The organism is Neobacillus niacini NBRC 15566, from assembly GCF_001591505.1.
GTDB lineage: Bacteria > Bacillota > Bacilli > Bacillales > Cytobacillaceae > Neobacillus > Neobacillus niacini.
The window spans coordinates 1-12,805 of sequence record NZ_BCVA01000053.1 but is presented as its reverse complement, the minus strand read 5'-3'; the positions used below and the strand labels follow the sequence as shown (position 1 = coordinate 12,805).

Below are 12,805 nucleotides of genomic sequence, written 5' to 3'. Positions count from 1 at the left end.
TCCCTGAGTTTATTTATCCACAGCCTATAAAATGTCTACCTATTATTTTAACTTATCCACATGTGAATAACAATAAAACAAGAGATTTCATATTATTGTTAACAAAAGACTTTTAAATTTAAATTTTGACAACGTAAAAAAAGACATCCTTCGAAAAGGATGTCTTTCATTCATCTTATTTAACCGGCGAGATTACGATATGTCTATGTGGATCTGAACCATCTGAAAAAGTTTTTACCCGTTTATTATCGGATAAAGCTGTGTGAATGACTTTACGCTCGTATGAAGGCATCGGCTCCAAAGCAACATCCTTGCCTGTTTTTATCGCCTTAAGTGCAAGACGATGGGCTAATTGGATCAGCGTATCATTTCTTCGATTTCGATAATCTTCAGCATCTAAAATAACGGTTAAGTATTGGTTAGAAAAACGGTTAATAATTAGTTGTGTTAAATATTGCAGCGAATTCAATGTTTGTCCTCTTTTTCCAATTAAAAGAGCAATCTTCTCTCCGGTCATAACAAATAGAACTTGTTTGCCATCACGTTTAATTTCGATGTCGATAGGCGCTCCCATTTGTTCACTAACCTGAAGCAGAAACCTTTTTGCCTCATCAATTGGGTCAATAATAACCGTAACCTTAACGACTGCTGGACGTGAACCAAAAATCCCAAAAATGCCTTTTTTACCTTCATCGATTATAGCAACATCTGTGCGGTCTTTTGTTGTCTTTAATTGAGCTAAAGCTGATTCCACTGCTTCTTCGACTGTTTGTCCGGTAGCAGTTACTTGTTTCACTTTTTTGCTCCTCCCGCTTTACCGGATTCTTGGGTCTTTCTCAAGTCCGGTCCTTTAATGAAATAGGTCTGCACAATCATAAAAATATTACCTACTACCCAATACAAAGAAAGAGCTGCAGGGAAATTAAAAGCAAAAACGACAATCATAATCGGCATCATCCAAAGCATCATCGCCATTTGCGGGTTATGCTCTTGTCCGGCCATCATCAATTTTTGCTGAATAAATGTTGTGATACCAGCAATGATCGGCAGAAGATAAAATGGATCTTTATCACCAAGGTCGAACCAAAGAAAGCTATGATCTGCAATCTCTCTTGTTCGTGAAATCGCATGATAAAATCCAATTAGGATAGGCATTTGGACGATTAATGGAAAACATCCAGCCATTGGATTTACTCCGTGCTTTTGGAAAAGAGCCATCGTTTCCTGTTGTAATTTCTGCTGTGTCTTCTGGTCCTTAGAGCTGTACTTTTCTCGAAGCGCCTTCATTTCTGGCTGCAACGCCTGCATTGCTTTCGAGCTTCTAGTTTGTTTAATCATCAGTGGCAAAATTGCCAAACGAATTAATATCGTAACTACAATCAGTGATAATCCAAAACTTCCACCTAATATTTCTGCACCTTTTACAATGACCCAGGAAAGTGGATAAACAATGTATTCATTCCAAAATCCAGTACTTTCAGCATTAATTGGCTTATTAATTTCTGTACATCCTGATAAAAACAAAAACACAGAAACAATGCCAAGTAAAAGTAATATTCGTTTCTTCAACCGAATTTTCCTCCTTGAACAATAGATATACTAGTTAAGTATGAATAGTTTTTATAGTAATGATATCTCTGTGGTATTTTTCATAGGTATTTTACCATCTTTTATCATAATTTTCCTCTAAATTAGGAGTGCTCATGATTATTTTTGCAAATTATTTTTTCTTTAAAACTTTTCCAACCTTAAAAACATGGGTTAAACTCTTTTTAATTTCAAAAAAATCCATTTCCGCTGCAGGTTTTCTCGCAATAATCACGTAATCATTCCCCGGAACCAGTTGATCAGATAGTTCAAAAACAGCTTGTCTTATGTATCTTTTTATTTGATTTCTCATCACAGCATTTCCTATCTTCTTACTTACGGACAGACCAATTCTAAAATAGTCTTGTTCTTCTTTCTTTAGACTATAGACAACGAATTGCCGATTAGCGAATGACTGACCTTTTTGAAATGCCTCTTGAAATTCTTTATTTTTCTTTACCCGTAATTCTTTCTTCATAGAAAACACCTTCCATCTACATTAGAAAGATTTTATTAGAAAAAAGACCACTGATGTTTCAGTGGCCTAAGCTGATAATACTTTTCTTCCCTTTTGACGACGGCGTGCTAGAACTTTACGTCCATTTGCACTGCTCATACGACTACGGAAACCGTGAACTTTACTATGCTTACGTTTATTTGGTTGATACGTTCTTTTCATATATGACACCTCCCTGAGGAATAGCTGTTAAAGACAGTCTAATTTATTATAAAGACGGACCCTCATATTGTCAACTACCCTTACTATATTGTTCCCCAGTCAAAAAATCTTTACGCCTAGATCGACTTTCACGAATTAAACTTGGTAATCGCAATCTTCGTTTTTAAAAATTACCTGTGGATATTTTTTTCGACTTTTTTTCCATCGTTTCACAAGATATTGACAGTTTTTGCACAGGAGCCACTACTTGTGGACAAGTTTTAACCACATATTGTTACAGTTGTGGATAAACGGTGAAAAGGCATTGCACACCTGTCTTTTATCTGATATTATATTTGTGTTTTCACTCTGAATAACTTCGTCTCTAAAATATGTTATCCACAAATTGTGGATAAGGTGTGGACAAGTTATTCTAGCATACTGCAGAAACTTGTCCACAAGCCGTGGATATTGTCGAAACTCCACTTTATTTCCTATAATATGTTTTTCCACAACCATTGTTTCGTATATTTATAAATTAGTAGGTTGTACAGCTTGTATAACATTGTTTTTTCACGGAACTGTTATCAAATTTGTTATGTGGCTTCATGAGGATACTTCATAACTCTTTGTGAAAAAATATCTATATATATGGAGTTTAGACAGAAACGAACCTGCAAATGCATTTGAATAATAGATAGATAAAAAAAGGAGGGACAACCCGTTGGAGAATATTGCGGATCTTTGGAATGCTGCTCTAGCCAATATTGAGAAGAAGATTAGCAAGCCCAGTTTTGACACCTGGCTGAAGTCCACAAAGGCCCATTCCCTTCAAGGCAATCTACTTGTGATCACTGCTCCAAATGAATTTGCACGAGATTGGCTCGAGGAGCGCTACTCCCAGTTAATTGCAGGCATCCTGTATGAAATTACTGGAGAAGAGCTTTCTGTTAAGTTCATTATTCCGCAAAATCAAAAAGAGGAAGACCCTGATTTACTATTGCCTGCTAAAAAGGCCAAAAAAGAGGATGATCAACATGATTTTCCGCAAAACATTTTAAATCCAAAGTATCTTTTTGATACGTTCGTTATTGGTTCGGGTAACCGATTTGCTCATGCTGCATCTCTAGCAGTAGCTGAGGCACCCGCAAAAGCATACAATCCCTTATTTATTTATGGGGGCGTTGGTTTAGGCAAAACACACTTAATGCATGCAATTGGTCATTATGTTTTAGAACATAAACCTAACGCCAAGGTAGTTTATTTGTCCTCTGAGAAATTCACGAACGAATTTATTAATTCTATTCGTGATAATAAGGCTGTCGAATTCCGCAATAAGTATCGAAACGTTGATGTGTTACTAATTGATGATATTCAATTCTTAGCTGGAAAAGAATCAACACAAGAGGAATTTTTCCATACTTTTAATACTCTTCATGAAGAAAGCAAGCAAATCGTCATCTCAAGTGACCGTCCGCCGAGGGAAATTCCAACACTTGAGGACCGCCTGCGTTCACGTTTTGAATGGGGATTAATCACGGATATTACTCCTCCAGATCTAGAAACAAGAATTGCAATTTTACGGAAAAAGGCAAAGGCAGAAGGATTAGATATACCAAATGAGGTTATGCTCTATATCGCTAATCAGATTGATACAAATATCAGAGAGCTTGAGGGAGCATTAATCCGTGTCGTTGCCTATTCTTCCTTAATCAATAAAGATATTAACGCTGATCTAGCTTCTGAAGCATTAAAGGACATTATTCCCAGCTCAAAGCCTAAGGTTATTACCATTCTTGACATCCAGAGAACTGTCGGGGAGCACTTTAGTGTGAAACTTGAAGATTTTAAAGCGAAGAAGCGAACAAAATCTGTAGCCTTCCCAAGACAAATTGCCATGTATTTATCACGCGAATTAACCGATTATTCTTTACCAAAGATAGGAGAAGAGTTCGGAGGACGTGACCATACCACCGTTATCCATGCTCATGAAAAAATATCAAAGCTATTACAGACTGATCTCCAGCTTCAAAAGCAAATGAAAGAGCTAAATGAGTTGTTGAGAGTTTAACATAATTGTGAATAACTTGGACTAGTTTATGCACAGTCTGTCCACATGTGGATAGACTGTATTTCCATTGTAAAAGATAAGTTATCCACATACTAACAGGCCCTACTAGTACTTCTACTGTTTTTTATTTAAAAAACTTATTATTATATGTTTAAGAAAATTCATTTATGCGTACTTAGGAAAAAAATGCTGGGAGGATTATGAAATGAGATTTATCATCCAACGGGACCGTCTTGTTCAAAGTGTCCAAGATGTTATGAAGGCTATCACTTCAAGAACGACCATTCCCATTTTAACGGGTATTAAAATAACAGCTAGCAGCGAGGGAGTAACCTTAACAGGTAGTGATTCGGATATTTCGATTGAATCTTTCATACCAAAAGAGGAAGACGGAAATGAAATTGTAGAAATCAAACAGGCGGGTTCTATCGTCCTTCAAGCAAAGTTTTTTAGTGAAATTGTAAAGAAGTTACCTACAGATTCAGTCGAAATTGAAGTACTAGGATCTTTACAAACCGTTATTCGTTCTGGGAAATCTGAATTTAATTTAAACGGCCTTGATGCAGAAGAATACCCTCACCTGCCGCAAATAGAAGAAAATAACAAATTTCATATTGCCACGGACCTTCTAAAAATGATGATTCGCCAAACCTTTTTTGCAGTATCTACCTCTGAAACAAGACCCATCTTGACAGGTGTAAACTGGAAGATTGAAAACGGCGAACTAAACTGTATTGCAACAGATAGTCATCGTCTGGCATTAAGAAAAGCAAAAATTGAACTGGAAAATAACGAGAGTTACAATGTGGTCATTCCAGGTAAGAGTTTGAATGAACTGAGTAAAATCATTGATGATTCAAACGAATTAATAGATATTGTTATCACAGAAAATCAAATTTTGTTTAAGGCGAAGCATTTATTATTTTTCTCAAGGCTGCTAGAAGGAAATTATCCCGACACTTCTAGACTTATTCCGAGTGAAAGTAAAACCGATATTATTGTAAATACAAAAGAATTCCTTCAAGCTATCGATCGTGCTTCCTTGCTTGCTCGTGAAGGCAGAAACAATGTTGTAAAACTTTCAACGATTGACGGCGGTGTAATAGAAATTTCCTCCAATACACCTGAGGTTGGTAAAGTTGTTGAAGAAATTCAAAGTCAATCCATTGATGGAGAAGAATTAAAAATTTCTTTCAGTGCTAAATATATGATGGACGCCTTAAAGGCTCTCGAAGGTACCGATATAAGGGTGAGTTTTACTGGTGCAATGCGCCCGTTCGTTATCAAACCACTGCATGATGAAACGACATTGCAGTTGATTTTACCTGTAAGAACCTACTAGGATAGCCTTGCAAATAGTCACCATGTTTTTTGGTGACTTTCTTTATTTTTTGTTTTTTAGTAAAATAAAGTATTGAGACCATTTAGAAATGAGTGATAAACATTGTCGGAAGAAATTAAGCTGAATACTGAGTTTATTACATTGGGTCAATTTCTTAAATTAGCCGATGTCATCCAATCTGGTGGAATGGCAAAATGGTTTTTAAGTGAAAACGATATTTTTATTAATGGTGAACAAGATCAACGAAGAGGAAGAAAGCTTCGAGCAGGAGATACAATCAAAATTCCTGGCTTTGGTGAGTTTTTGATTACGAGTAACTAAAGGTTGTGTCGTTTTCATGTATATAGAACAATTAGCACTAAGAGATTATCGAAATTATCTTAGCCTATCGGTTGAATTTGAAAATAAAGTCAATGTGATCCTTGGGGAAAATGCTCAGGGGAAAACAAATGTAATGGAATCCATCTATGTTTTAGCTATGGCAAAGTCTCATCGGACATCAAATGATAAAGATCTTATTCGCTGGGACCAGGAATATGCTAAAATAGAGGGTAGGGTTCAAAAACAGCATAGCTCTTTGCCGTTGCAATTAATTATTTCCAAAAAAGGAAAAAAGGCTAAATGCAACCATATTGAGCAGCAGAAATTAAGCCAATATGTGGGGAACATGAATGTGGTCATGTTCGCTCCAGAGGATTTAAATTTAGTAAAAGGCAGCCCGCAAGTTAGAAGGCGGTTTATTGATATGGAAATTGGGCAGGTATCGCCCATTTATTTACATGATATGAGTCAATATCAAAAAATACTTCAACAGAGAAATCATTTTTTAAAAATGATGCAAATAAAAAAACAAACAGACCAAACTATGCTAGAAATTCTAACTGAGCAGTTTATTGATATGGCTGTAAAAATTGTTTTGAAAAGGTTTGAGTTTCTCCATTTGCTTGAAAATTGGGCTAAACCTATTCATAAAGGTATCTCTAGAGGGCTGGAATCATTGGAAATTGTCTATAAACCATCGGTTGATGTATTAGAAGACCAAGATTTGTCGAAAATGAAAGCAAGCTTTGAGGAAAAATTCAGTAAAGTTCGAGCAAGGGAAATAGAACGTGGTACAACATTGTTTGGTCCACATCGTGATGATTTGTTATTCTTTGTTAATGGTCGGGATGTTTCGACATTTGGTTCACAAGGACAGCAAAGAACAACAGCACTTTCTGTTAAGCTTGCCGAAATTGAATTAATTCATTCGGAAATTCGCGAATATCCCATCTTACTCCTTGACGATGTTTTATCAGAATTGGATGATTATCGTCAGTCACACTTGCTTAATACCATCCAGGGGAAGGTCCAAACATTCGTTACAACAACGAGTGTCGACGGAATTCACCATCAAACATTAAAAGAAGCTTCAACTTTTGAAGTAGAGTATGGTGTTATCAATAAAGTAAATTGAGGTGGGAAGTGTGTATATTCATGTCGGGGAAGACCTAAATATTAGGGCGAAGGATATCATCGCCATTCTTGACAAAGGGTGCGTGAATTCTTCAAATTTAGTCGAAGAGTTCTTAGAACAGCATAAGGAAAAGCTTGTTAACCTATCGAAAAACCCCTTTAAATCTGTCGTAATCACATATGACAAGGTTTATTTATCCCCAATTTCTTCTGGAACATTAAAAAAACGTTCAAATCAAAAGGAAATGCAGGAATATTGAAATTATTATTTTTCATTTAGGTTAATAGTGTGATTTTTTTTGAATGAAAGTGCGGGGTGAACGATATGACAATGGAACAAAAAGTAGTCCAGGAAGAAGAATATGGTGCCGATCAGATACAGGTTCTTGAAGGTTTAGAAGCCGTAAGAAAAAGACCTGGTATGTACATTGGTTCAACGAGTGGAAAAGGTCTCCATCATCTTGTTTGGGAAATTGTAGATAACAGTATTGATGAGGCATTGGCAGGTTATTGTGACGAAATCAATGTAATCATTGAAGAAGATAATAGTATAACCGTTAAAGATAATGGGCGTGGTATTCCAGTTGGAATCCAGGAAAAAATGGGCAGACCTGCAGTTGAAGTTATCATGACTGTTCTTCATGCCGGAGGTAAATTTGGCGGCGGAGGATATAAGGTTTCTGGTGGACTACACGGTGTAGGTGCCTCTGTTGTTAATGCCCTCTCCACAAACTTGGATGTATTAGTACACCGTGACGGCAATATTTACTCTATTAAGTTTGAGCGTGGAGCTGTAACTCAAGAATTGAAAGTTGTTGGAACCACAGATAAAACAGGTACGATTACTCACTTTAAACCAGATGGCGAAATTTTTACTGAAACATTGGAATACGAATATGATATTCTAGCAACCCGTCTGCGTGAATTGGCATTCTTAAATCGTGGAATAAAAATTACGATTAAAGATAATCGTGTGGAAAATAAACAGAATGAATATTACTACGAAGGCGGAATTAAATCCTATGTCGAACATTTAAACCGCACAAAAGAGGTTATTCATGATGAACCAATCTATATTGAGGGAGAACGCGATGGTATTAGCGTTGAAGTAGCTCTTCAATACAATGAGGGGTATACGGACAGTATTTACTCTTTTGCGAATAACATCCACACTTATGAAGGTGGAACGCATGAATCTGGATTTAAAACTGGATTAACCCGTGTTATTAATGATTACGCGAGAAAAAATGGTTTAATTAAAGAAAATGATACAAATCTATCTGGTGAGGATGTTCGTGAGGGCTTAACTGCCATTGTTTCGATTAAGCACCCGGACCCACAATTTGAAGGGCAAACAAAAACGAAGCTCGGAAATTCTGAAGTTAGAACGATAACAGATTCATTGTTTTCGAGTCATTTCGAAAAGTTCTTACTGGAAAATCCACAAGTAGGTAAAAAAATCGTTGAAAAAGGCTTAATGGCTGCTAGAGCAAGACTTGCTGCGAAGAAAGCTAGAGAACTAACACGCCGAAAGAGTGCTTTAGAAGTTTCTAGTTTACCTGGGAAATTAGCCGACTGTTCTTCAAAGGACCCTTCAATCAGCGAACTGTACATTGTTGAGGGTGATTCCGCAGGGGGTTCAGCAAAACAAGGCCGGGACCGGCATTTTCAAGCTATTTTGCCATTAAGAGGGAAAATTCTTAACGTGGAGAAGGCACGCTTAGATCGAATTCTGTCAAATAATGAGGTTCGCTCGATGATTACTGCCATCGGAACAGGTATTGGTGAAGATTTTGATATTGCTAAAGCTAGATACCATAAAATAGTCATTATGACCGATGCGGACGTGGATGGAGCACACATTCGAACACTGTTATTGACTTTCTTCTACCGTTATATCCGAAAAATTTTAGAAGCTGGCTACGTATATATCGCACAGCCGCCATTATATAAAGTTCAACAAGGAAAAAAAGTTAGGTATGCTTATGATGACAAAGAGCTAGAAAAAATATTCGCTGAGCTCCCTAGTCAGCCAAAGCCTAATATCCAGCGTTATAAAGGTTTAGGAGAAATGAATCCTGAACAGTTATGGGAAACAACAATGGATCCTTCTAATCGAACTATGCTTCAAGTAAGTCTAGAAGATGCGATTGAAGCAGATGAGACATTTGAAATGTTAATGGGTGACAAAGTAGAGCCGCGTCGTAACTTCATTGAAGCAAACGCCCAATACGTTAAGAATTTAGATATATAGATTTGTCTAGCTGTCGCCCCAAGGAAAAATGAACTTCTTTTTTTCCGGGGACAAGGCGCTTCCGATTTCAAAAAGGGATAGAGGGGTGACCACTATCCTCCTTTTTTCGTTTATCTAAATTTAGTGGATGATGATTAAAGGCAGACGTCGCCAAAATAGGAGGTACTAATATGGCCGAAACACCAAATTCTCAAGTGAAAGATATTAATATCAGTCAAGAAATGAAAACATCGTTTCTCGACTATGCAATGAGTGTTATTGTTTCTCGTGCCCTTCCAGATGTTCGAGATGGTTTAAAACCAGTTCATCGCCGTATTTTATACGCAATGCATGATCTTGGAATACATGCAGATAAACCATATAAAAAATCTGCTCGTATCGTTGGAGATGTAATCGGTAAATATCACCCTCATGGGGATTCTGCCGTGTATGAAACGATGGTACGGATGGCTCAAGACTTTAACTATCGTTATATGCTTGTTGATGGTCATGGAAACTTTGGATCAGTAGATGGTGATTCAGCAGCAGCGATGCGTTATACAGAATCTAGAATGTCCAAAATTTCTATGGAATTACTTAGGGATATTAACAAAGATACGATTGATTTCCAGGATAACTATGATGGTGAGGAAAGGGAGCCTGCAGTACTTCCCGCAAGATTTCCTAATCTTTTAGTCAATGGTTCTATGGGGATTGCCGTTGGTATGGCTACGAATATTCCACCCCATCAGCTGGGTGAAGTAATTGATGGCGTTTTAGCCATTACTCATGATCCAGAAATCACAACTCAAGAGTTAATGGAAATCATTCCTGGTCCGGACTTTCCAACTGGAGGAATTATTCTTGGCCGAAGCGGCATCCGTAAAGCATATGAAACCGGTAGAGGATCACTCACTATTCGGGGAAAAGTTGAAATTGAACAAAAATCAAATGGTAAAGAAGTTATCATTGTTAGTGAATTACCATACCAAGTAAACAAAGCGAAATTAGTTGAAAGAATTGCAGAATTACATCGTGATAAGAAAATAGAAGGCATTACCGACTTACGGGATGAATCAGACCGTAATGGAATGCGAATTGTTATCGAAGTCCGCAAAGATGCGAATGCCAATGTCCTTTTAAATAACTTATATAAGCAAACATCATTGCAAACCAGCTTCGGTATCAATACATTAGCCCTTGTAAATGGACATCCTAAGGTATTAAGTTTAAAACAATGTTTAGTTCATTATTTAGACCATCAAGTCGTTGTTATTCGCAGAAGAACAGAATTTGAGCTGCGGAAAGCAGAAGCACGTGCTCATATTTTGGATGGTTTAAGAATTGCTCTGGATAATCTTGATGCTGTCATAAGCTTAATTAGAAACTCGCAGACAACAGATATTGCACGCGAGGGTTTGATGACTACTTTTAACCTTTCTGAAAAACAAGCACAAGCGATTCTTGATATGCGTTTGCAGCGTTTAACCGGTTTAGAAAGGGAAAAAATTGAGGAAGAGTATCAGAGCTTAGTAAAGCTTATCGCTGAATTAAAAGCCATCTTAGCTGATAAAGAAAAGGTTCTTGAAATCATTCGTGAAGAATTAACGGAGATTAAAGAACGATTTAATGATACTCGCCGTACGGAAATTGTTACAGGCGGGATTGAAAATATCGAAGATGAAGATCTCATTCCACGTGAAAATGTTGTAATTACGTTAACTCATAATGGCTATATTAAACGTCTCCCAGTTTCAACGTACCGCGCACAAAAAAGGGGCGGACGAGGTATACAAGGCATGGGAACAAATGAGGATGACTTTGTCGAACATTTAATCACAACATCAACCCATGATACGATTCTCTTCTTTACAAATAAAGGTAAGGTTTACCGTTCAAAGGGTTATGAGATTCCTGAATTCAGCCGTACAGCAAAAGGACTGCCAATCATTAACCTTCTTGGAATTGAGAAGGGTGAATGGGTTAATGCGATTATACCAATAGAGGAATTTGTCGATGATTGGTACCTATTCTTTACCACGAAAGAAGGTATTTCAAAGCGTTCTCCATTAACATCATTTGCACATATTCGTAATAATGGTCTAATTGCATTGAATCTTCGTGAAGGTGATGAACTAATTTCAGTTCGCCTAACCGATGGAACCAAGCATATGATCATTGGTACAAAAAATGGTCTGCTTATCCGTTTCCCTGAAACTGATGTTCGTTCTATGGGCAGAACTGCTACGGGAGTAAAAGGAATTACCTTAGACTCTGATGATGAAGTTGTTGGTATGGAAGTGCTTGAAGAGAATAGCAGCGTCCTTATTGTCACTAAGAACGGATATGGAAAGCGCACGCCGGCAGAGGAGTATCGTATCCAAGGCAGAGGCGGTAAAGGTATTAAAACATGCCATGTTACTGAAAAGAATGGCCCATTAGTTTCTGTTAGAGCGGTAACGGGTGAAGAAGACCTAATGTTAATCACTACTGGCGGAGTCCTTATTCGTATCGATGTAGCCGGCATATCAACTATGGGTCGAAACACTCAGGGTGTTAAATTAATTAGTATTAAAGGCGATGAACATGACTATGTAGCAACTGTTGCTAAAGTAGAAAAAGAAGAGGTTTCAGAGGAAACTGAATCTGGTGATACTGAAGGGGCAGAAGTAATAACCGGTCCGGAAGAAGTAAATGCAGGAATTGAGTTAGATTCTCAGGATATTGATACAGATACGATTGATGAAGAATAAGTAGATTAAAAAGAACACCTATTTGGTAACAGGATCCGTTCCCTATCGCATAACGAGCAATTTGCATAGGGAAATGTAATCCTGCTTGCATTTTTAAAATACAGGGTGAACTGTAAGGCTAGGAATTGAAAAAACATTAGAAATAACAAGGATTTATTTCCTTGTTATTTTTTTTCGTATTTGAATGATGAAGTTACAAATTATCTCCGCCTTATCGTATTGATTTTTTTGCAAGTATAAGAATAAGCGGAGAATTTCCTGCTAATGCATATTAGGAAAGCTAAAGGAGTGGGATAAGCGGAGATATTCCGTTTAACTGCTCAAAATAAGGTAATATTCAAGGTTTTTTACAATATAAACGGAAAACTTCCCCTTATTATTTAGGAAATATGGCTATTTCCCAAATTAGCCGGAATTTTTCCGTTTATTTTTCATTCTCAGTGAAATCAACTTTCAGTTATATAGAAGTCTAAGCTTAATTTTTTCTGTACATCAAATACAGGTTACTAAGTTGGTGTCCTTTTTTAATATAATTTAACAAATTGCTAATTTTCTCTTGATTGATAGTGTTAATGCTGGTATACTCATTTGAGTCGGCGCGGTTCATTCGTTTTTATGTAATATTAAAAACAAAAAGACGTTGACATTTTTTTTAATAGATGATATATTATTAAAGTCGCTTAAGAGCGATTCGGGAAAATTGATC

The 12,805-nt window shown here is 36.9% G+C and carries 11 protein-coding genes; 7 read left to right on the top strand and 4 right to left on the bottom strand.

Annotated features, from left to right (window positions below; all coding sequences use genetic code 11):
- Nucleotides 1–175: 175 nt before the first annotated feature.
- The 4 genes from jag to rpmH form a co-directional block, all read right to left on the bottom strand.
- Nucleotides 176–796, bottom strand: a complete 621-nt coding sequence (gene jag / locus BANA01_RS25010; RefSeq protein ID WP_063255157.1) for an RNA-binding cell elongation regulator Jag/EloR — start codon at nucleotides 794–796, stop codon at nucleotides 176–178.
- A complete protein-coding gene (spoIIIJ, locus tag BANA01_RS25005; protein WP_063255155.1) occupies nucleotides 793–1,569 on the bottom strand; it encodes a YidC family membrane integrase SpoIIIJ in 777 nt (258 codons plus the stop codon). The genes jag and spoIIIJ overlap by 4 nt, the downstream gene beginning before the upstream one ends.
- Nucleotides 1,570–1,720: 151 nt before the next feature.
- Nucleotides 1,721–2,065: a ribonuclease P protein component gene (rnpA, locus tag BANA01_RS25000; protein WP_063255154.1), complete on the bottom strand. Its 345-nt coding sequence runs from the start codon at nucleotides 2,063–2,065 to the stop codon at nucleotides 1,721–1,723.
- A gap of 66 nt (nucleotides 2,066–2,131) precedes the next feature.
- A complete protein-coding gene (rpmH, locus tag BANA01_RS24995; RefSeq protein WP_063255153.1) occupies nucleotides 2,132–2,266 on the bottom strand; it encodes a 50S ribosomal protein L34 in 135 nt (44 codons plus the stop codon).
- Between the two features lie 703 nt (nucleotides 2,267–2,969).
- Between rpmH and dnaA the strand changes: the two genes are divergently transcribed.
- From dnaA to gyrA, 7 genes are all read left to right on the top strand, one after another.
- Complete coding sequence (gene dnaA, locus BANA01_RS24990; protein WP_063255151.1) at nucleotides 2,970–4,316, top strand: chromosomal replication initiator protein DnaA; 1,347 nt, start codon at nucleotides 2,970–2,972, stop codon at nucleotides 4,314–4,316.
- Nucleotides 4,317–4,521: 205 nt separating this feature from the next.
- Nucleotides 4,522–5,658 carry a DNA polymerase III subunit beta gene (gene dnaN / locus BANA01_RS24985; protein WP_063255150.1) on the top strand — a complete coding sequence of 379 codons (1,137 nt, stop codon included), beginning with the start codon at nucleotides 4,522–4,524 and terminating at the stop codon, nucleotides 5,656–5,658.
- 102 nt (nucleotides 5,659–5,760) lie between these two features.
- On the top strand, nucleotides 5,761–5,979 hold the full coding sequence (gene yaaA / locus BANA01_RS24980; RefSeq protein ID WP_063255148.1) for a S4 domain-containing protein YaaA: 219 nt from the start codon (nucleotides 5,761–5,763) through the stop codon (nucleotides 5,977–5,979).
- Between the two features lie 16 nt (nucleotides 5,980–5,995).
- On the top strand, nucleotides 5,996–7,114 hold the full coding sequence (recF, locus tag BANA01_RS24975) for a DNA replication/repair protein RecF (RefSeq protein ID WP_063255147.1): 1,119 nt from the start codon (nucleotides 5,996–5,998) through the stop codon (nucleotides 7,112–7,114).
- Nucleotides 7,115–7,124: 10 nt separating this feature from the next.
- Nucleotides 7,125–7,373, top strand: coding sequence for an extracellular matrix regulator RemB (remB, locus tag BANA01_RS24970; RefSeq protein WP_063255145.1), 249 nt, complete (start codon nucleotides 7,125–7,127; stop codon nucleotides 7,371–7,373).
- A 71-nt stretch (nucleotides 7,374–7,444) separates the two neighbouring features.
- Nucleotides 7,445–9,367, top strand: coding sequence for a DNA topoisomerase (ATP-hydrolyzing) subunit B (gene gyrB / locus BANA01_RS24965; protein ID WP_063255184.1), 1,923 nt, complete (start codon nucleotides 7,445–7,447; stop codon nucleotides 9,365–9,367).
- Nucleotides 9,368–9,537: 170 nt separating this feature from the next.
- Nucleotides 9,538–12,099, top strand: a complete 2,562-nt coding sequence (gyrA, locus tag BANA01_RS24960; RefSeq protein ID WP_063255140.1) for a DNA gyrase subunit A — start codon at nucleotides 9,538–9,540, stop codon at nucleotides 12,097–12,099.
- Nucleotides 12,100–12,805: the final 706 nt, after the last annotated feature.

Bases quoted from the DNA above. Each gene is read 5' to 3' on its own strand.
- dnaN (WP_063255150.1), top strand. From the start codon at position 4,522: ATGAGATTTATCATCCAACGGGACCGTCTTGTTCAAAGTGTCCAAGAT.
- gyrA (WP_063255140.1), top strand. From the start codon at position 9,538: ATGGCCGAAACACCAAATTCTCAAGTGAAAGATATTAATATCAGTCAA.
- recF (WP_063255147.1), top strand. From the start codon at position 5,996: ATGTATATAGAACAATTAGCACTAAGAGATTATCGAAATTATCTTAGC.
- rnpA (WP_063255154.1), bottom strand. From the start codon at position 2,065: ATGAAGAAAGAATTACGGGTAAAGAAAAATAAAGAATTTCAAGAGGCA.
- gyrB (WP_063255184.1), top strand. From the start codon at position 7,445: ATGGAACAAAAAGTAGTCCAGGAAGAAGAATATGGTGCCGATCAGATA.
- rpmH (WP_063255153.1), bottom strand. From the start codon at position 2,266: ATGAAAAGAACGTATCAACCAAATAAACGTAAGCATAGTAAAGTTCAC.